General features: G+C 65.4%; 18 protein-coding genes and 1 tRNA gene. 11 read left to right on the top strand and 8 right to left on the bottom strand.

Going from position 1 to position 19,519, the window contains the following annotated elements:
• Positions 1-38: 38 nt before the first annotated feature.
• Positions 39-788, bottom strand: coding sequence for a helix-turn-helix transcriptional regulator (locus V6M50_RS02575; protein ID WP_332816970.1), 750 nt, complete (start codon positions 786-788; stop codon positions 39-41).
• A gap of 146 nt (positions 789-934) precedes the next feature.
• Between V6M50_RS02575 and V6M50_RS02570 the strand changes: the two genes are divergently transcribed.
• Positions 935-3,376, top strand: coding sequence for a TonB-dependent receptor (locus V6M50_RS02570; protein ID WP_332816969.1), 2,442 nt, complete (start codon positions 935-937; stop codon positions 3,374-3,376).
• A 9-nt stretch (positions 3,377-3,385) separates the two neighbouring features.
• Positions 3,386-4,303 carry an oxygenase MpaB family protein gene (locus V6M50_RS02565; RefSeq protein ID WP_332816968.1) on the top strand — a complete coding sequence of 306 codons (918 nt, stop codon included), beginning with the start codon at positions 3,386-3,388 and terminating at the stop codon, positions 4,301-4,303.
• Between the two features lie 25 nt (positions 4,304-4,328).
• On the opposite strand, the gene V6M50_RS02560 is transcribed toward V6M50_RS02565, so the two are convergent.
• Positions 4,329-4,405, bottom strand: a tRNA-Arg gene (locus V6M50_RS02560).
• An 89-nt stretch (positions 4,406-4,494) separates the two neighbouring features.
• Here V6M50_RS02560 and V6M50_RS02555 point away from each other — a divergent pair.
• Complete coding sequence (locus V6M50_RS02555) at positions 4,495-5,571, top strand: YeiH family protein (protein ID WP_332817147.1); 1,077 nt, start codon at positions 4,495-4,497, stop codon at positions 5,569-5,571.
• Positions 5,572-5,602: 31 nt separating this feature from the next.
• Here V6M50_RS02555 and V6M50_RS02550 read toward each other — a convergent pair whose 3' ends face one another.
• Positions 5,603-6,373, bottom strand: coding sequence for a zinc-ribbon domain-containing protein (locus V6M50_RS02550; RefSeq protein ID WP_332816967.1), 771 nt, complete (start codon positions 6,371-6,373; stop codon positions 5,603-5,605).
• Between the two features lie 282 nt (positions 6,374-6,655).
• Here V6M50_RS02550 and ftsE point away from each other — a divergent pair, with 282 nt between their 5' ends.
• The 4 genes from ftsE to V6M50_RS02530 are packed head-to-tail and all read left to right on the top strand — an operon-like array spanning position 6,656 to position 9,541.
• Positions 6,656-7,384: a cell division ATP-binding protein FtsE gene (gene ftsE / locus V6M50_RS02545; RefSeq protein ID WP_332816966.1), complete on the top strand. Its 729-nt coding sequence runs from the start codon at positions 6,656-6,658 to the stop codon at positions 7,382-7,384.
• The gene (locus tag V6M50_RS02540; protein ID WP_332816965.1) at positions 7,381-8,286 is read left to right on the top strand and encodes a cell division protein FtsX; all 906 of its coding nucleotides are present in this window, start codon (positions 7,381-7,383) and stop codon (positions 8,284-8,286) included. Before ftsE ends, V6M50_RS02540 begins: the two co-directional genes overlap by 4 nt.
• Positions 8,283-8,813 (top strand): YdcF family protein, encoded by a 531-nt coding sequence (locus V6M50_RS02535; protein WP_332816964.1) that lies wholly within the window; start codon positions 8,283-8,285, stop codon positions 8,811-8,813. The genes V6M50_RS02540 and V6M50_RS02535 overlap by 4 nt, the downstream gene beginning before the upstream one ends.
• Positions 8,810-9,541, top strand: coding sequence for a lysophospholipid acyltransferase family protein (locus V6M50_RS02530; protein WP_332816963.1), 732 nt, complete (start codon positions 8,810-8,812; stop codon positions 9,539-9,541). The genes V6M50_RS02535 and V6M50_RS02530 overlap by 4 nt, the downstream gene beginning before the upstream one ends.
• Before the next feature lie 33 nt (positions 9,542-9,574).
• Here the strand turns inward: V6M50_RS02530 and V6M50_RS02525 are convergent, their stop codons facing one another.
• Positions 9,575-10,483, bottom strand: a complete 909-nt coding sequence (locus V6M50_RS02525; RefSeq protein WP_332816962.1) for a prephenate/arogenate dehydrogenase family protein — start codon at positions 10,481-10,483, stop codon at positions 9,575-9,577.
• A 3-nt stretch (positions 10,484-10,486) separates the two neighbouring features.
• A complete protein-coding gene (hisC, locus tag V6M50_RS02520) occupies positions 10,487-11,602 on the bottom strand; it encodes a histidinol-phosphate transaminase (RefSeq protein WP_332816961.1) in 1,116 nt (371 codons plus the stop codon).
• A 90-nt stretch (positions 11,603-11,692) separates the two neighbouring features.
• Here hisC and metX point away from each other — a divergent pair, with 90 nt between their 5' ends.
• From metX to metW, 3 genes are read left to right on the top strand one after another with little or no spacing between them, the layout of a single operon-like run.
• Positions 11,693-12,817 carry a homoserine O-acetyltransferase MetX gene (gene metX / locus V6M50_RS02515; RefSeq protein WP_332816960.1) on the top strand — a complete coding sequence of 375 codons (1,125 nt, stop codon included), beginning with the start codon at positions 11,693-11,695 and terminating at the stop codon, positions 12,815-12,817.
• Between the two features lie 35 nt (positions 12,818-12,852).
• Positions 12,853-13,251 carry a GNAT family N-acetyltransferase gene (locus V6M50_RS02510; protein ID WP_332816959.1) on the top strand — a complete coding sequence of 133 codons (399 nt, stop codon included), beginning with the start codon at positions 12,853-12,855 and terminating at the stop codon, positions 13,249-13,251.
• Positions 13,248-13,838 (top strand): methionine biosynthesis protein MetW, encoded by a 591-nt coding sequence (metW, locus tag V6M50_RS02505; RefSeq protein WP_332816958.1) that lies wholly within the window; start codon positions 13,248-13,250, stop codon positions 13,836-13,838. The genes V6M50_RS02510 and metW overlap by 4 nt, the downstream gene beginning before the upstream one ends.
• Positions 13,839-13,872: 34 nt before the next feature.
• Here the strand turns inward: metW and V6M50_RS02500 are convergent, their stop codons facing one another.
• Entirely contained in the window at positions 13,873-14,508 is a 636-nt protein-coding gene (locus tag V6M50_RS02500; protein WP_332816957.1) for a TetR/AcrR family transcriptional regulator, read from the bottom strand.
• A gap of 208 nt (positions 14,509-14,716) precedes the next feature.
• On the opposite strand from V6M50_RS02500, the gene V6M50_RS02495 reads away from it, so the two are divergent.
• Positions 14,717-17,074 (top strand): TonB-dependent receptor, encoded by a 2,358-nt coding sequence (locus V6M50_RS02495; RefSeq protein WP_443030470.1) that lies wholly within the window; start codon positions 14,717-14,719, stop codon positions 17,072-17,074.
• An 85-nt stretch (positions 17,075-17,159) separates the two neighbouring features.
• Here the strand turns inward: V6M50_RS02495 and V6M50_RS02490 are convergent, their stop codons facing one another.
• Together V6M50_RS02490 and V6M50_RS02485 are read right to left on the bottom strand one after the other, a co-directional pair.
• Complete coding sequence (locus tag V6M50_RS02490) at positions 17,160-18,290, bottom strand: CaiB/BaiF CoA transferase family protein (RefSeq protein ID WP_332816956.1); 1,131 nt, start codon at positions 18,288-18,290, stop codon at positions 17,160-17,162.
• Positions 18,283-19,485 (bottom strand): acyl-CoA dehydrogenase, encoded by a 1,203-nt coding sequence (locus V6M50_RS02485; protein ID WP_332816955.1) that lies wholly within the window; start codon positions 19,483-19,485, stop codon positions 18,283-18,285. The genes V6M50_RS02490 and V6M50_RS02485 overlap by 8 nt, the downstream gene beginning before the upstream one ends.
• Positions 19,486-19,519: the final 34 nt, after the last annotated feature.

Below are 19,519 nucleotides of genomic sequence, written 5' to 3'. Positions count from 1 at the left end.
ACAGGGCGATCGCGCGGCGGGCCAAGCTGGCGAAAGCATCAGGCGGCCCGCGCGCCGACAAAACCCAGCCCGGCGGCGATCTGGATCGACTGCGCGCGCCCTGTCGCGCCGAGCTTCGCCGCCGCATTGCGCAGGTGAAACCGCACCGTCGATACCGAAAGCGACAGGATGATCCCGATCTCGCCATCGGTCTTGCCCGCCGCGGCCCAGCGCAGGCATTGCACCTCGCGCCGTGTCAGCGTTTGCGGCACGGTGGCGTTGCGCGGCCGATCGCGCGCCTCATTGTGGGTCGCGACGAGCTTCAGCGCGAGATTGTGCAGATCGGCGGCGTGTTTCGCAAACAGCGCCTCCACGCCGACAGGCTCGCGCGAGCACCAGAAGACCGCACCGACAAGCCCGCGCGGCAGATGCACCGGCGCAATGATCGCTTCGCCGAAGTTGGGCGTATTCTTCGCCTGCTGACAATCGACGGCATCGAGCAACCGGGTGAAGCGCCACGTCCTGAGCCGGCCGTCGCTGTAGCAAAAGGGCTCTGCCGTCAGCCGGGCCGCGGTCAGGAACGCAATCTGCAGCGCCAGCTTTCGGTCGCGCCAATAGGCATAATCGGGATCGATCCAGCGGAAGCTCGTTTCGGCATAGGGGCGCCCGTCGGCATCGGCCATCGGTTCGGGATCGCCAAGGTCGGCCTGCGCCGCGATATAGGGCAGGCCGATCGCGTCGCCGATCGCCTGCACCGCCGCGACCAGCGCCGGCATGTCGCCCCAGCATTCCGCCCGATGATCGATCACCCTTGTCCCTCCACTATCCTGACACAGGTGTCAGCTTGTCCGTCCGCCCGATATTCGATGTTCTGGCACGGTCCGGTTTCGCGCGAGGCTCGCACAAAGACGAGCGCCGCGACAAGCTGTTTGAGAGAGGATGAGTGATGAGGGCAATGCGTATTTTCCTGGGCGCGAGCGCCGCGACCGGTCTCGCTTTGGCAACCCCGGCGTTCGCTGCGGAGGAAGCCGCCGCCGATACGGTGGCGGCCGAGGGCGACATCATCGTCACCGCACAGCGCCGCGCCGAATCGCTCAACGACATCGGCATGGCGATCCAGGCGGTCGATGGCGCGACGCTGGAAACGCTGCGCGTCACCGACATGCGCGACCTGACCGCGGTCGCCCCGAGCTTCACCGTCTCGCAAAGCTATCAGGGGGTGCCGACCTATACGCTGCGCGGCATCGGCTTCAACACGATCAACCTGTCCTCGACCTCGACCGTCGGCACCTATGTCGACGAAGTCGCTTATGCCTATCCGATCATGAACACGGGTCCGGTGATGGACCTCGAACGTGTCGAGGTCCTGAAGGGGCCGCAAGGCACGCTCTATGGCCGCAACACCACCGCGGGCCTGATCAACTTCATCACCGCCAAACCGACCGACAGCTTCGAAGGCGGCATCAAGGCCGATCTTGGCAATTATCAGACCTACAACATCGGCGGTCATCTTTCGGGTCCGCTCGGCGACGGCATCGCGGCGCGCATCGTCTTTCGCAGCGAGAATAGCGACAAGGGCTGGCAGGTCAGCAACACGAGCGGCGAGCGGCTCGGCAAGATCGAGAAATATGGCGTTCGCGGCGCGCTCGCGATCGATCCGGCGCCCGGCACCCATTTCGACCTGTCGGTAACCTGGTGGCGCAACAAGTCGGACACCGTGGCCGGCCAGGGGATCGGTTTCACGCCCGCGACCAACCCCGTTACCGGCACCAGCAATTCGCGCTTCTTCAACGCGCCGGGGCTCGCGGCCTATCTGGCGAACAATGTCCCGACCAAGGCCGCTCAAGCCGACTGGGCGCCCGAAGCCGCGCGATCGGCCGACATCGGCACCGGGCTCGGCCTGGGCGGCCCGCTCGCCGAAAATAACCACTTCTGGGGGCTGAAACTGCGCTGGGACCAGGATCTGGGCGAGACGATCAAGCTTGTCTCGCTGACCAGCTATAATGATTTCAAACGCAACGCGCTTTCGGACTGGAGCGGCGCGCCGTATGAAATCCTGCTGCAAAACACCGTCGGCCGGATCAAGAGCTTTGCACAGGATCTGCATATCGAGGGCGAGACGGGCGCGGTGACATGGCTCGTCGGCGGCTATTATGCGAATGACCGGATCATCGATTCCAATCGCACGATGCTCGGCCAGAATGCCAATGTCGGGCTGATCCGCGCCGCCGGGGCGCCGCTGCTCGCGAGCCCGATCTTCAACTCGGGTGGCTATACGCTGGCGCAGCTGCAACAGGCGTTCCGCACCTATGAGGATTTCGGCCGTATCCGCACCAATACCTGGAGCCTGTTCGCCAACGCCGACGCCGAGCTGACCGATCAGCTCAAGCTGACCATCGGCGTTCGCTACACAGAGGACAAGCAGCGCTTCAATGGCTGCTCGCGCGACTTCAACGGCAACATGCTGCCCAACGTCAACGTCGTGAACCGCGCGCTATATCTTCAGACCTATGGCGTGCTCGCGGCGCCGATCGCAGAGGGACAGTGCAACACCTTCGATCCGGCGACGGGAAGTTTTGGCGAGGTGCAGTCGCTGTTCAAGGAAAATAATGTCGCGTGGCGCGCCGCGCTCGACTGGTCGCCCAGCGACGACACCCTCCTCTATGCGTCGGTCTCGCGCGGCTACAAGGCGGGGACGACGCCGATCAATGCCGCCAATCTTGCACGCCAGAATGCACCGGTGACGCAGGAGAAGCTGACAGCGTATGAAATCGGGGTGAAAGCCACGCTGGCCGACCGCGCGGTGCAGGCCAATCTCTCCGCCTTCTATTATGATTATCGCGACAAGCAGATCAGCACCTATTTCGCCGATCCGATCTACACCGCGCTGTCGCGGCTCGACAATGTCCCCGATTCGAAAGCCTATGGCGTCGAGGGCGAGTTGATCGTGCGCCCGATGCCGGGGGTCACGCTCTCGGCCAACGGATTGTGGCTCAAAACCCGGATCAACGACTATAACGGCACCAACGCCGCGGGTCAGCCCGAGAATTTCGACGGCGCCGAATTCATCTACAGCCCGGAATTCCAGGGCAGCCTGACCCTCGTTTACGACACGCCGGTCTCCGACGCGCTCAACCTCTCGGGCGCCGTAAGCGCGCGTTATCAAGGCAAGTCGAACACGATCTTCGAAGATCTCGATCTCTACAAGGTCGATGCCTATGGCACCGTCAACGCCAGCCTTGGCCTCAGACACGAAAGCGGCTGGTCGGTGTCGCTGTGGGCGAAGAACCTGTTCGACAAATATTACTGGTCGGCGGTCGCGAGCAACGCGAATGTCGTGGTACGCTTTGCCAATCCACCGCGAACCTATGGCCTGACCGTGGGTTTCGACTTCTAGGAGGCCGGCGTGGAACAGGTGATGCAGGACAGCTATCTGGGAACCGCGATCGATTTCGCTGCCCCGCCCGGCGAGCCTGCCCTGCTCGCGCCCGACAGCATCCAGTGGCGCATCTATAAAAATCCGATCGCGCTCGGCATCGGCGGAATCGCGGCGGTGCTCCTCGAATTCGCCGAGCCGCGCATCCGCAGCGGGGTGTGGGATCATTCGACCTACAGGCAGGATCCGATCGGCCGCTCGCGCCGCACCGGGCTTGTCGCGATGCTCGCCTGCTATGGCCCGGCGAGCAGCGCGAAAGTGGTGATCGGGCGGATCAACCGCATGCACGGCAAGGTTAAGGGCGAAACGCCCGCCGGAGAGGCGTATCGCGCACTAGACCCCGTGTTGCTCGACTGGGTCGCCGCCACCGCATCCTTTGGTTTCCTGATGGCTTACGACCGCTTCGTCGATCGGCTGGGCGACGCCGACAAGGACCGTTTCATGCGCGACGGCGATACGATCGGCCGCGAGTTCGGGGTTCGGCACACGCCGCCGACGGTCGATGCCTTCATCGCGATGATGGCCGATCTGGAGCCGCGGTTCGAACCGCATCCGATCATCTTCGAATTTCTGGACATCATCGAATCGGGGCGCGCTGCACCCACTATTCCGCGCTTCCTGCACCGCGCCGTGGCCCGCGCGGCGGTCTCCTTGCTACCCGGCCATGTCCGCCGCCGCCTCGACCTCGGGCGGCGCTACGACCTCACTCGTGTCGACCGCTATGCCCTCAAATTTGCGGGTCGCCTTGCCGACCGCCGGATCGATCGCGCTTCGCCGCCGTGCGTCGCGAGCGAGCGCCTCGGTCTGCCGTATGATTTCCTCTATCGCCCGCGTGCCGAGCAACAGCAGTTGCTGAGACGCAAGCCCTCGCCGCTCGCGATTGCGTGACGGCATCGGGCAGGCTGGTGGGGAATGGCGCACCCGAAGGGATTCGAACCCCTGGCCTCTGCCTTCGGAGGGCAGCGCTCTATCCAGCTGAGCTACGGGTGCCGGTAGAGCGCGGCCTCTAGCAAGAGCGTGGGCCGGCAGCAATGGCCTATCGACCGCAGGCCGCCGATGTGCGAAGCGGCGGCATGGGCATGAGCGACGCCGGCACGAAAGCATCCGAACAAAGCTGGCCGATGGCGGCCGATCTTTATGGCGAAATGCAGCTCGAGGCGCATCCGCCGGCGCGGCATCGCTGGCGCGATTATCTACCCGGCGTTCTCGTCACCGCCATCGCCGCGCTCGCCGCCGCCTGGCTCGCCGATCATTATGCCGCGCCGCTGGTGCTGATGGGGCTGCTGATCGGCCTCGCGATGAGCTTCCTCTCGCAGGACAAGCGCACCCACGCCGGGCTAGACCTGATGTCGCAGACCGCGCTGCGTGTCGGCATCGTACTCGTCGGCGCACGCATCACCGCCGAACAGCTCGCCGAGCTTGGGCCGCTGCCCTTCGCGCTGCTCGTCGTCATCATGGTGGCGGTGATCATCGTCACCGTCTGGACCGCGCGGCTGTTCCGCCAGGATCGCCATGCCGCGCTGCTCGCGGGCGGCGCGACCGCGATCTGCGGCGCATCGGCGGCGCTCGCTCTCTATTCGCTGATCGGCGACAAGCGCGTCGACCAGGCGCGCTTCACGCTGACCCTCGTCGGCATCACCGTCGCGAGCGCGTTCGCGATGACGCTCTATCCCGTCCTCGCGACCGAGCTGGGGCTTACGCACGCGCAGGCCGGTTTCCTGATCGGCGCATCGATCCACGATGTCGCGCAAGCGATCGGCGGCGGCTTCTCCTTCTCGCCGGCCGCGGGCGAGGTGGCGACGATCGTCAAGCTGACGCGGGTCGCCCTGCTCGCGCCGATGCTGATGCTCGTCGCGTTGTGGCTCGGACGCAGCGGCGAGACGGCGGGCAAGACGCGCATTCCGCTGCGCCTGCCCTGGTTCATCCTGGGCTTTCTGGCGATTGCAGCGATCAATTCGCTCGTCGCGATCCCCAAGGTTGCCCAGGATGCGGCCGCGACGGGGGCGCAGGCATTGCTGCTGCTTGCGATCGTTGCCACCGCGATGAAGGCGCGGCTGCACCTGCTGCTCGATCAGGGATGGCGCAGTTTCGCCCCGATCATCGTCGCGACGCTGACCAGCTTCCTGTTATCGCTCGCGGCCGCGCTCAGCCTGTGACGCCGTGGCGTCAGAGTAATGCGTTCAGATTTCAACCTTTTGGAAGTGCCCAGCTGACGGTCAGCTGCGTCGCGCGGCGCGGAATATCGAGCTTCGCCTCGCTGAAATTGACCTTTTCATTGGGCGGCAGCATCCGCACCGGCGGTTTGATCGTCCAGCTATAGACGATCGTTCCCTGCGCATCGCGCAGTTCGGCGAGGATCGGCGGCACGCGCTGCTCGCGATCGGTCGGGTTGATGATCACCCCCGATGCCGCAAAATAGATAGTTCCGTCGGCAAGCTCGCGATGATCCTGGTTCGGCGGCAGCTCGATCACTAGATCGGGCTCGGCCGCCATGCCCGGCAGTCCCAGCCCCTGCGCCCAGCTCGGCAGGCCGAAATAAACGAGGCCCGCGGTCGCGGCGAGCATCAAGGCCGCGGCGCTCGCGGCGATGATGGTCCAACGCTTGGCCGGATTGCGTCGCGGGCGGCGGAAGGGCAGTGGTGCCTCATTGTCGGCAAAGGGCGCGGGGCGCGGCGGCGGTTCGGCGGCGAAAGCCTCGGGCGGCGGCGGCACGGGCTCGGCCATCGGCGCGGGTCCGCCCGTGTGGGATGCCGCCGGCTCGGGCGCGGGAGCTGGCTCAGGGGACGGCGTACTGACGGGGGGCTCACTCGCTGCCGGTACGGCGGCCGCAGCACTTGCAGACGGCTCCTGGAACCAGCTGTGGCGGCAATTGGCGCAGCGGACGGTACGGCCCGCCGGGCCGATCGCCGTATCGGGCACGACATAGCGCGTATGGCAGGACGGGCAGGCGAGGATCATGGGGTTCCTCTAAACACGCTGATTCGCAGCGTTGCAAGCGCTGCGTGGCGTTTGGGTTTGTTACGGCGCCAGCCCACTCCCCCACCCAGCCTCCCTAGGCTACTATCGTTGGGGAGGCCGGGTGGGGGAGTGGGCTGGCGCCGTAACTGTTTCCGGGCACCGGAAACATATCGCGAAGCGCTTGTCCTTAGTGGATAGCCGTGCGAGAGCCAGCCTGATGAGCGGACCAGCGCCCCTGTTCCTTGGCCCAACGCAGGCGCGCGATGGCGTGCAGGTGACGTCATGACAGATGCCTTGAACCAGCGCACCGGCGGCGCGATGGTCGAATTCAACGGCGTTGGCCTCCGCTATGGTCCCGATGCCGAGGTTTTGAGCGACATCAGCTTCAATCTGCAACCAGGCAGTTTTTATTTCCTCACCGGCGCGTCGGGCGCGGGAAAGACCTCGCTGCTCAAGATGCTCTATCTCGCGCAGCGGCCGAGCCGCGGCATCGTCCGCCTGTTTGGCGAGGATCTGGTCGCGATGCCACGCCAGCGCCTGCCGGGCTTTCGCCGCCGCATCGGCGTCGTGTTCCAGGATTTCCGGTTGATCCCGCACCTGTCGGCGCGCGACAATATCGCCCTGCCGCTGCGTATTGCCGGCGTCAGCGAAGAGGATCTGTCGGGGCCCGTCGGCGAAATGCTGAGCTGGATCGGCCTTGACGAACGCGCCGATGCGCGCCCCGCGACGTTATCGGGCGGCGAGCAGCAGCGCGTCGCCATCGCGCGCGCGGTGATCGCGCGCCCGCAACTCCTCGTCGCCGACGAGCCGACGGGGAACGTCGATCCAGAAATGGCGATGCGCCTCCTGGGGCTGTTCGAGGCTTTGAACCGCCTCGGCACAACCGTCGTCGTCGCCACCCACGACATCCACCTGATCAGCCGCATCGAAAATGCGCAGATGATGCGGCTGGAGAAGGGCCGCCTTTCCGATCCCACCGGCGCGCTGCGCTATCCCCCGAACCGCGCATGATCATCCCGCGCGTCCCGATCCAGCATCGCCGCCTGCTTCCCGACCGCCGTCTGTCGGGGCCGACGCCGTGGGTCATCGCGATCCTGATGATGCTGACTTTGCTCGCCGCCGCCGCCGGGATCGGTCTTGCCCGATCGGCGAATGCGATCGGCGACGCGATCGCCGGGCGCGTGACGGTCCAGATCGTCACCGCGAACCCCGTGACCCGCGCCGAACAGGCCGCCGCGCTGCGCCGCGCCGCCGCCGCAGAGCCCTTCGTCCTCTCGGCGCGCTCGGTCGGACAGGACGAGCTGCAGGCAACGCTCGGCCAATGGTTCGGCAGCGCCGAAGGCGACGATCCGGTGCTGAAATCGCTCCCCTTGCCCGCGCTCGTCGACGTGGATTTTGTCGGCGAGGATCGGGCCGGCCATATGCAGCAGCTCCGCGCGCTGGTCGCGCGGGAAGCGCCCGGCGCGCGGATCATTCCGCACGCCGAATGGCTGGGGCCGGTCGCGCGGCTGATCCGCTCGCTCGCGTGGATCGCCGGCGCCATGGTAGTACTGATGACACTGGCCAGCGCTGCGGTGGTGATCATGACCGCGCGCGCCGCGCTCGCCACACATTTTCCGACGATCGAGATGCTCCACATGATCGGCGCGACCGACCGCCAGATCACGCGCCTGTTCCAGCGCCGCATCGCGATCGACACCGCTTATGGCATCGCGCTCGGCACCGCCGTCGCCGCGGCGATATTGCTGCTGATCGGCTGGCAATGGTCGGGTGTCACTTCGGGACTCGCCGCGACCGCGTCATTCGGCCCCGCGGGCTGGGCGCTCTTGCTGGCGCTGCCGCTATTGGCTATCGCGCTCGCAGCCCTCACCGCGCGCCAGACCCTGCTCGCGGCGCTCAAGAAGATTCTATGATCAAGCGCCTGATTTCCCTGATTTTCCTGGCCTGGGTGCTCGGTTTTGCGTGGTTCGCGCTGCTGCTGCCGCTGCCTGCCGACGCGCAGAAGACCGACGCGATCGTCGTGCTCACCGGCGGGCCGGGACGCATCGACCGCGCGCTCGAACGGCTCGAGGCGGGCGATGCCAAGCGCCTGCTGATCAGCGGCGTCGCGCGCGAAGTGAAGCCGCGCGAGCTCGCCGTGACCTACAAGCGCCCGTTGGATCTCTTCGACTGCTGCATCGCGCTGGGGTTCGAGGCCGAGGATACGCGCTCGAATGCAACCGAGGTCGCGACCTGGGTTGCGCGGCGCAACTACAAGAGCATCCGGCTGATCACCACCGACTGGCACATGCGCCGCGCCGAATATGAGATCGGTCGCGCGGTCGGCGACAAAGTCACGATCCTGCCCGACGCGGTGCGCAGCCAGCCCAATTTCGCGACCCTGTTCCGCGAATATCACAAATATCTGGCCGGATTGGCGGGCGGGCTGCTCGGCCTGTGAGATACGCGATCGCTCTGCTCCGCTCGATCCTGTTCTGGATCGCCTTTTTCGTGATGAGCAGCATCTCGTCGATCGGCGGGGTCATCGCGCTGCCGATCTCGCACCGCGGCACTATTTTCTTCGTGCGCATCTGGGCGCAGTCGCACCGGCTCTTCTGCCGCTTTCTGCTCGGGCAGACGATCGTCATCGAGGGCGCGATGCCCGACATTCCGGTGCTCTACGTCTTCAAGCATGAATCGGCGTTCGAAACCGTCGAGCAGCCGATGCTGTTCAAGCATCCCGCGGTGTTCGCCAAGGAAGAGCTGTTCTCGATCCCCGTCTGGGGGCAGGCGGCGCGTTTCTATGGCCTGATCCCCGTCGATCGCGACGGCGGCGGCAAGGCGATGCGCGCTATGCTCGGCGCGGCGAAGGCGGCGCTGGCCGCGGGGCGGCCGCTGGTGCTGTTTGCTGAAGGTACGCGCGTTCCGCATGGCGAAGCCCCTGCGTTACGCCCGGGGTTTGCCGGTATGTACCGTCTGCTCGGGGTCGATGTGATCCCCGTGGCAGTGAACAGCGGCCTTGCTTTCCCCCCGCGCCGCTGGGTCAAATGGCCGGGCACGATCACTTACAAGATCGGCGAGACAATCCCTGCCGGCCTGCCACGCGAGGAAGCCGAAGCGCGCGTGCGGGTCGCGATCAATGCGCTCAATCCGCCGGAAGCGTTGCTGGAAAGCTCGACCGCCACCTAAACTCCGTTCGCATCGAGCGAAAATTGAGTTCGGTTAGTGCTTCCGCCCGAAATCGGGCGCCGGATCGTCCTGACCCTCGGCGATAATCGACCGCCGGATCGCCCGCGTGCGCGTGAACCAGTCCTCAAGCTTGTCGGCGTCGCCGCGGCGGATTGCCTGCTGGAGCACCGTCAGATCCTCGTTGAAGCGCTGCAAGGTCGCGAGCACGGCATCCTTGTTGGCAAGGAAGACATCGCGCCACATCACCGGATCGCTCGCCGCGATGCGCGTGAAATCGCGGAAACCGCCGGCGGAGTATTTGATCACTTCGCTCTCGGTGACCTCTTCGAGCTCGCTCGCGGTGCCGACGATCGTATAGGCGATGAGATGCGGCAGATGGCTCGTCACCGCGAGCACCATGTCGTGGTGCGCGGCGTCCATGACGTCGACCTTGGCGCCCAGCGCTTCCCAGAATTTCGCGACCGCCGCGATCGCATCGGCCGGCGCGTCGGCGCCGGGGGTCAGGATGCACCAGCGCCCGTCGAACAGGGTGGCAAAACCCGCCGCCGGACCGCTGTTCTCGGTCCCCGCTACCGGATGCGCGGGAATAATGACATGGTCGGGCAGCGCCTTTGCCAGCGCCGCGGCGACTCCGGCCTTTGACGAGCCGACGTCCGAAATGATCGCATGCGCGGCAAGCCCGGGCGCAATCGCCGCCGCGGCATCGGCCATGCCCCCAACCGGAACCGCCAATATGACGAGGTCGGCATCGGCGACCGCGGCGGCGGGATCGTCGGCGATCCGGTCGCACAGGCCAAGGCGGTGTGCAACGCCGCGCACCTCTTCGCTGGCGTCATGGCCGGTGACCGCCACCTGCGGCATCCGCTCCGTGATCGCGCGCGCGATCGACGAGCCGATCAGGCCCAGCCCGATAATCGCAACGCGCTCGACGCCCCGCGCCATGGTTCAGCCGTTCAACGCGGCGCGAATCGCCGCCGCCAGCCCGCGCGTCTCGTCTTCGGTGCCGATCGTCATACGCAGCGCATTGGGCAATCCCTGCCCCGGCAGCCAGCGCACGATATAGCCCGCGTCCATCAGGCGCCCGTACACCGTCTCGGCGCTCACATCGCCTTCGAACAGCACGAGCAGGAAATTGCACGCCGACGGCACGATGCGCACGCCATGGTTGCCGAGGCTTTCGATCTCAGCGGCCAGCCACGCGCGCCATTTAGCATTATGCTCACGGCTGTTCGTGACGAAATCATCGTCGCCGAGCGCCGCGATCGCCGCCGCCTGACCCGCACGGGTGACGTTGAACGGCAGGCGGATGCGCTGCAGCGCGGAAATCACGTCCGAACAGGCATAGCCCCAGCCGATGCGCTCGGCGGCGAGGCCGTGGATCTTCGAAAAGGTCCGCGTGATGAAGACATTGGGCTGCGTTTTCGCAAGCTCGAGCCCGCCGTCATCTTCGTCGTCCGACAGATATTCGGAATAGGCCTGGTCGATCACGAACAGGACATTCTTCGGCAGCCCCGCATAGAGACGCGCGACCTCTTCGCGTGTCGCGAGTGTGCCGGTCGGATTGTTCGGATTGGCGAGGTAGACGACGCGCGTCTTGTCGGTCACCGCGGCGAGCAGCGCATCGACGTCGGTCGCATAATCCTTGTCATCGGCCTCGACCGGGATCGCGCCGACGCGGCGCGCGGCGATTTCGTAGACCGCGAAGCCATAGCGCACATAAAGGATCTCGTCGCCCGCGCCGGCATAGGTGCCCGCCGCGAGGTGCAGCAGCTCATCCGAGCCATTGCCGCAGATGATGCGCGCGGGATCGAGCCCGAACTTCGCCGCGATCGTCTCGCGCAGCCCTACCGAACCGGGATCGGGATAACGCGACAGCGCATCGGCGTCGGCGAACGCCGCGCGGAACGCCGCGCGCGCCTTTTCTCCCGTGCCGAGCGGATTCTCGTTCGCGCTGAGCTTGATCAGCGGACGGCCATCGGCACCGGCCGACTTGCCGGGAACATAGGGGGCGATGCCGCTGATCCACGGCTTCGGGCTAAGGGTCTGCGTCGTGTCGGTCATGCGGCGGCGTTTAACGGCTGTACGCCCCAAGTCCAGCGTCTAGTCCAGCACGTTGACAGGGTGCGCGCCGCCGCTTAGCCCCGCCGCACGATGGCCAGCCTGCTTCACCATATCCAGCACGACAGCGTGACGATCGGCGCGCCGCTGCCGCTCGACAGCGGACAGCTGCTGCCTTCGGTGACGATCGCCTATCAAAGCTATGGCGCGCTTAATGCCGACAAGTCGAACGCGGTGCTGATCTGCCATGCGCTGACCGGCGACCAATATGTCGCGAGCAACCATCCCGCGACGGGAAAGCCCGGCTGGTGGGCGCGCATGGTCGGTCCGGGGAAGCCGATCGACACCGACCGCTTCCACGTCATCTGCGCCAATGTGCTCGGCAGCTGCATGGGGTCGAGCGGCCCGGCGTCGCCCGACGCCGCGACCGGCGCGCCGCTTGGCATGGCCTTTCCGGTGATCACCATCGCCGACATGGTGCGCGCGCAGGCGATGCTGCTCGATCATTTGGGCATTTCGCGACTTCATGCCGTCGTCGGCGGGTCGATGGGCGGGATGCAGGCGCTCGCCTGGGCCGCGACCTATCCCGAGCGTCTCGCCTCGGCGCTCGTCATCGCCAGCGCGGCGCGCCATTCGGCGCAGAATATCGCGTTTCACGAGGTCGGGCGACAGGCGATCATGGCCGACCCCGACTGGCAGGACGGCCAATATTATGGCAGCGCGCGCGCGCCGACCAAGGGGCTCGCGGTTGCGCGCATGGCGGCGCACATCACTTATTTATCCGAAGAAGGGCTGACCGAGAAGTTCGGCCGCCGGCTGCAGGCGCGCGACATCAAGAGTTTCGGTTTCGACGCCGACTTCCAGGTCGAATCCTATCTTCGGCACCAGGGCCTCGCCTTCACCGACCGCTTCGACGCCAACGCCTATCTCTATATCACCCGCGCGATGGACTATTTCGACCTCGCCGACCCTTATGACGGACGGCTCGCGGGCGCCTTTGCCGCGGCGAAGGACGTGCGCTTCACGCTCGTGAGTTTCGATACCGACTGGCTTTACCCGACGTCGGAATCGCGCCGCGTCGTCCAGGCGCTGCAGAGCGTCGGCGCCGCCGCGAGCTTCGTCGAACTGTCGGCGCCCTTCGGCCACGACAGCTTCCTCCTCGACGTGCCGGCGCTCGACCGCCTTGTCGCCGGATCCTTGCGATCGGGCGCGCCATGAACGGGGGCTATCGCCTGTCCTTCGATCGGGCCGACATGCAGATCGCGGCAATTCATGCCTTTCTGACGCGGAGCTATTGGGCCGAGAATATCTCGCTCGCGCTCGTCGAGCGCGCCATTGCAGGGTCGCTTTGCATCGGAAGCTTTGCGCCCGAAGGCGATCAGTCCGGATTCGCCCGAGTGATCACCGATTACGCCACCTTTGCCTATCTCGCCGACGTCTATGTGCTCGAATCGCATCGCCGGCGCGGCTTGGCCGCCCGGATGGTGACGGCGCTTCACGATCATCCGGATCTACAAGGGCTCAGGCGGTGGATGCTTGCGACCAGCGATGCGCATCCGCTTTATGCAGCACTCGGCTGGACGGCCATCGAGGATAGCAAACCATTTATGCAGCGTCATTTTCCGGGCGTCTATGGGCGGACCCAATCATGAAGCTCCGCCCCGATCTGGCCATCATCGCCGATGCGGTGCCGTCGGGCGCGCGCGTGCTCGACGTCGGCTGTGGCGACGGCGAGTTGATGGCGGCGCTGCACGATACGAAGAATGTCGACGCGCGCGGGCTGGAGATCGACCCCGCCAACGTCACCGCCGCGATCGCACGCGGGCAATCGGTCGTGCAGGGCGACTGCAACCGCGACCTTGCCGACTATCCCGACGACGCCTTTGATTATGCGATCCTTTCGCAGACGCTGCAGACGACCGAGCGCCCCGACCGCGTCGTGGGCGAACTGCTCCGCATCGCGCCGCGCGCCTTCGTCAGCTTCCCCAATTTCGCGCATTGGCGGGTGCGGCTCGCGCTGCTGTGGAACGGCCGCATGCCGGTGACGCGACTGCTGCCCGTTGCCTGGTACGAAACGCCGAACATCCACCATGTGACCGTCAGCGATTTTCGCGACCTCGTGCGCGACCAGGGGATCCGCGTCGAGGCGATATGGTATCTGTCGGGCGACCAGCCGACGAGCGATGCTGCAGCAAGCTGGCGCGCCGAACATGCGATCTTTTTGATTTCGCGAGGCTGATTCTCCCCTCCCGCAGGCGGGAAGGGAACAAGCGTCAGCCCTGCCGTTTCAACCCGTTCGCCAGCAGGTCGTTCGCGATCCGCGCAATCTCCGCTATGTCGGCCTCTTCGTCCCACAGGCCGTACCGCATGCCGAGAAAGACGTTCATGCCGCCGATCGCCCAGGCGTGGATTTCGCCGACATCGGCCCGAATCTCGCCGCGCGCCGCGCCAGCCTCGAGTCGCTGGCGGACGCGCGCGACCGTCGTTTCATAGTGGCGGCGATAGCTCGCATAATCGACGAATTCGGCCTCATCGATGATGCGATAGATTTCCTTATGCTCGCGCACGAAGCCAAGGAAGGATTCGAGCCCGATGCGTTCGGCTGAGATTTCGTCGGGTGCCGCCTGGACGAGCGGGGTGACATGGTCGCGCAATTGCTCGCTCATATAGCGGACGAGCGCCTGGAAGATTTCGTCCTTCGAATCGAAATAAGTGTAGAAACTGCCGAGCGCGGTCCCGGCACGGCGGGTTATGGCACTGATCGACGCCTCGTGGAAACCGCGCTCGCCGAACTCGATCGCCGCGGCATCGAGCAGTTTTCGTAAGGTGCGGCGCCCGCGATCGGTGCGCGGCGTCTTGTCGCGCGCCTCGCTCTCGGCACTCCCTGTCGCGACTGGCGGCTGATCCATAACTGCCCTCGTCTCCCCTCCGTCGCTGCCCCCTGTCGCTGCATCGTGGCTTTTCCGCACCACTGGCAAGCAAAAAACGACGGCCCAACATTCCAAGTTGAAACTTGGTTCATGTTTCACTATTGGATACGGCGCGGCTTGGCAAGCACCGGCCCAAGAAAACCAAAAAGGGTGACGAGGGGTCACCCGCCACATGGGAGAGTCCTTCATGCGTCCTTTCGCTCGTCAGCTGCGCCGTGCCGTCCTCGCCTCGAGCGCGCTGTCCATGCTCGCCTTTGCCCCCACCGCCTTTGCGCAGGAGGAAGGCGCGAGATCCGACAGCGGCGACAATGAGATCATCGTCACCGCGCGCCGCCGCGACGAGCGATTGGTCGATGTGCCGATCGCGATCACCGCTTATTCGGGCGAAGCGCTCGAAAAAGCCGGCGCGATCGACATCACCGACGTCGGCCAGACGACCCCGAACACGACGCTCGAAGTGTCGCGCGGCTCGAACTCGACGCTCAGCGCCTTCATCCGCGGCGTCGGCCAGCAGGACCCGGTCTCGGGCTTCGAACAGGGCGTCGGCATCTATCTCGACGACGTTTACCTGAACCGCCCGCAGGCCGCGGTGCTCGACATCTATGACGTCGAACGCATCGAAATCCTGCGCGGGCCGCAGGGCACGCTCTATGGCCGCAACACGATCGGCGGCGCGGTCAAATATGTAACGAAGCAGCTGCCGCAAGAATTCTCGCTCAAGATCAAGGGCACACTCGGCACCTATGACCAGGCCGACCTCGTCGTCACCGCGAGCGCGCCGATCGGCGACCTGCTCCGCGTCGGCGGATCGGTCGCGCGGCTGTCGCGCGGCGGTTTCGGCGACAATCTCACCACCGGGCGCGAAAATTACAACAAGGACGTCTGGGCCGGCCGCGGCACGGTCGAACTTGGCGGCTATGGCGCCCCGGTGCTGATCCGTATTTCAGGCGACTATTCCAAAGACAAGAGCGATCCGCGCGGCGGCCACCGCCTGATCCCGTCGCTGCTGACGAACGCCCCTGTGCTGGGCGACGTGTTCGACAGCCGCGGCGGCCTCAATGATCCGAAGCAGGAGATCGAAGCGTACGGCCTCGCGATGAACGTCACCGCCGAGCTGAGCGACACGGTCACGCTCCGGTCGATCAGCGCGTGGCGCAAGGACACGTCGGCGACCCCGATCGACTTCGACGCGCTGCCCGGCGTCGACATCGACGTTCCCGGCTTCTATTTCAACGAACAGGTCAGCCAGGAATTCCAGCTGCTGTACGAAGGCGACAGGCTGAAGGGCCTGCTCGGTTTCTATTATCTCGATGCGAGCGGTGACACGTTGTTCGACGTCCGGATCTTCAACAATCTCGCGGGCCTGACCGCCTTTACCGAGGCCGATGTCGATACCCAGACCTTCGCGGTGTTCGGCGATTTCACTTATGATTTCAGCGAACAGTTCAGCCTGTCGGTCGGCGGCCGCTACACATGGGACGAGCGCGAAGCATCGATCCTGCGGCAGAATTATCTCGGTGGCGGCTCGCCGGTGTTCGGCGGCGCGGGCCTTCCCTTCGGCGCGCCCGGGACCAATTTCGACGGCAAGCGCAGCTTCAACAAATTCACCCCGCGCGCCTCGCTGTCGTTCAAGCCGACCCCCGACCATAATTTCTACGCCAGCTATTCGCAGGGCTTCAAGGGCGGCGGCTTCGACCCGCGCGGCGTCGGGGTCAATGCGCCGGCCGCCATCCCGGGTCGCCCCACCGACGACGAAGTCGCCGCTTTCCTGAGCTTCCGCCCCGAAAAGGTCGAAAGCTATGAAGTCGGCTACAAGGGCAGCCTGATGGACGGCGCGGTCAATGTCGCGCTCGCCGCCTTCTATGCCGATTATACCGACGTCCAGATCCCGGGCTCGGTCGCCTGCACCGTCAGCGGCCTGCCGAGCTTCTGCGGCGTCGTGTCGAACGCCGGAAAGGCGACCTTCAAGGGCGTGGAATTCGAAGGCCGCGCGCGGCTTGGCGAAGATCTGGCGACCGCGGGCGACCGGCTGACGCTGTCGACCGCGCTCGGCTATATCCAGGCCGACTATAAGGAATATATCTCCAATATCCTTGTGGGCGGGGTCAACAGGCCGACCGATGTCTCCGATTTCCGCGAGGTCCAGAATACGCCGAAATGGACTGCAAGCGGCACCATCGCCTATTCGACCCCGATCGGCGATGGCGACCTCAGCTTCGGGACGACATTGTCGTACCGCAGCAAGACCTATCAGTTCGAAATCCCGAACCCCTATATCGACCAGAAGGGCTTCGCGCTGTGGGATGCAAGCCTCGTCTACACCGCGCCCGATGATCGCTGGAGCATCGGCGTGTTCGGCAAAAATCTGACGAACAAGGAATACAAGACCTCGGGATACACCTTCATCAACGTCAATCCGGTCACCGGCGTGCCGATCACGACCCCCAATGGCCTGCCGACCTCGGCGCTCGGCCGCGAAGGCACGCTCACCGCCTTTTACGGCAACCCGCGCCAGGTGTTCGTCACCGGCACGGTGAAGTTCTGATCCAATCGTCGCCCCCGCGAAGGCGGGGGCCGTTATCAGCCTAGCGCCAGGTTGCCAGCGGCCCCCGCCTTCGCGGGGGCGACGGTCATTTTGCGAGCGGTGGGGCGCCCTCCGCGGCGACCATCCGCTCGCCGTCGATGACGATCGGACTCGCGAGCCCGTCGACGCTCGCGCCTTCAGGCCGAAAGCGCATCCCGCGCGCCTGAACCTGCGGATCGGCAAAAACGCCCTCGATGTCGTTAATCGGTCCGGCGGGGACGCCCTCGGCCTCAAGCGCCAGCGACAAGGGCTGCGCACCCCACGTCGCGATCTTCGCTGCGAGTAGCGGGATCAGCTCGGCCCGATGCGCCAACCGCGCCGCATTGCTAACAAAGCGCGCATCGTCGGCCCAACCGGGCTCGCCCAGGATCACACATAATTTACGAAACTGGCCGTCGTTGCCGACCGCGATCACCAGCTGGCCGTCGGCGGTCGCGAACGCCTGATAGGGCACGACATTGGCGTGACCATTGCCCATCCGCCGCGGGGAAACGCCGCTCGCGAGATAATTGGCGGCCTGATTAGCGAGCACCCCGACCTGGCAATCGAGCAGCGCCATGTCGATATGCGCGCGCCCACCCTTGGCATCGCCGGTGACGTCACGCCGCCGTAGCGCCGCGAGGATCGCAACCGTGGAATACATGCCGGTGAAGATATCGGCATAGGCGATGCCCGCCTTTTGCGGTGCACCATCGGGCTCGCCGGTCAGCGACATCGCGCCGCCCATCGCCTGGATGATGAAATCATAGCCGGCGCGATGCGCATAAGGGCCGGTCTGACCAAAGCCGGTGATCGAGCAGACGATCAGGCGCGGAAAATCGGCGATCAGCGTCGCGGGATCGAGGTCATATTTGGCGAGCCCGCCGACCTTGTAATTCTCGATCACGACATCGGCGCCAGCGATCAGATCGCGAATCTCCGCCTGTCCCTCAGGCGTTGCAATATCGATCGCCACGCCGCGCTTGCCCCGGTTGCAGCTATGATAATAGGCCGCCCCGAGATTTTCGCTGTCATCCATAACGAATGGCGGGCCCCAACTGCGCGTGTCGTCGCCGACGCCCGGCCGCTCGACCTTGATGACTTCGGCACCCAAGTCGGCGAGCAACTGCCCGCACCACGGCCCCGCGAGCACCCGCGCCAGTTCGACGACGCGGATGCCCTCCAGCGGCTTAGGCAAAGGCCGAAATGCCGGTGATCGCGCGGCCGAGGATCAGCGCATGGACGTCGTGCGTGCCCTCATAGGTGTTCACCGTTTCGAGATTCACCGCGTGGCGGATGACATGATAGTCGGCCGAAATGCCGTTGCCGCCGTGCATGTCGCGTGCGACCCGCGCAATATCGAGCGCCTTGCCGCAATTGTTGCGCTTCAACAGGCTGATCGCGTCGGGAATGAGCCGTCCCTCGTCGATCAGCCGGCCGACGCGCAGCGCCGCCTGCAGGCCGAGCGCGATTTCGGTGAGCATGTTGGCGAGTTTCAGCTGGACGATCTGGTTCGCCGCGAGCGGCCGCCCGAACTGCTTGCGCTCGCCGGTATAATTGCGCGCGGCTTCGTAGCAGAATTCGGCTGCGCCCATCGCGCCCCAGCCGATGCCGTAGCGCGCGCGGTTGAGACAGCCGAAGGGTCCTTTGAGACCCGACACATGCGGCAATAGCGCGTCTTCGTCGACCTCGACCCCATCCATCACGATCTCGCCGGTGACCGAGGCGCGCAAGGACACCTTGCCCTCGATCTTCGGCGCCGACAGGCCTTTCATGCCCTTTTCGAGTATGAACCCGCGAATCGCGCCGTCATGCGCCTCCGACTTCGCCCAGACGACAAAAACATCGGCGATCGGTGAATTGGTGATCCACATCTTCGCGCCCTTGAGGCGGTAACCGCCGGCGATCTTTTCGGCGCGCGTGCGCATCCCGCCCGGGTCGCTGCCGGCATCGGGTTCGGTCAGGCCGAAGCAGCCGATGAGTTCGCCCGAGGTCAGGCCGGGCAGGAACTTCCGCTTCTGCTCCTCGCTGCCATAGGCGTTGATCGGATGGATCACGAGCGAGCTCTGCACCGAGCAGGCCGAGCGATAACCCGAATCGATCCGCTCAACCTCGCGTGCGATCAGCCCGTAGCTGACATAGTTCAGCCCCGCGCCGCCATATTCGGGATCGATCGTCGCGCCGAGCAGGCCGAGCGCACCCATTTCGGACATGATCTCGCGGTCGAAGCGCTCGTCGAGAAACGCCGAGGTGACGCGCGGCAACAGCTCGCCCTCCGCATAGGCACGCGCGGTATCGCGAACCATCCGCTCCTCTTCGCTCAGCTCGGCATCGAGCTGGAGGGGGTCGAGCGGGTCCAGCGCCTCGATGCGCTGCGGGTCGGCGAGGGCCATGGAACGGGCTTTCTCTAAAGGCGAGCAGCCCTTT

The organism is Sphingopyxis sp., assembly GCF_036675685.1.
Lineage (GTDB): Bacteria > Pseudomonadota > Alphaproteobacteria > Sphingomonadales > Sphingomonadaceae > Sphingopyxis.
The sequence above is the reverse complement of the archived record's forward strand: the minus strand, read 5'-3'. Positions and strand labels throughout refer to the sequence as shown.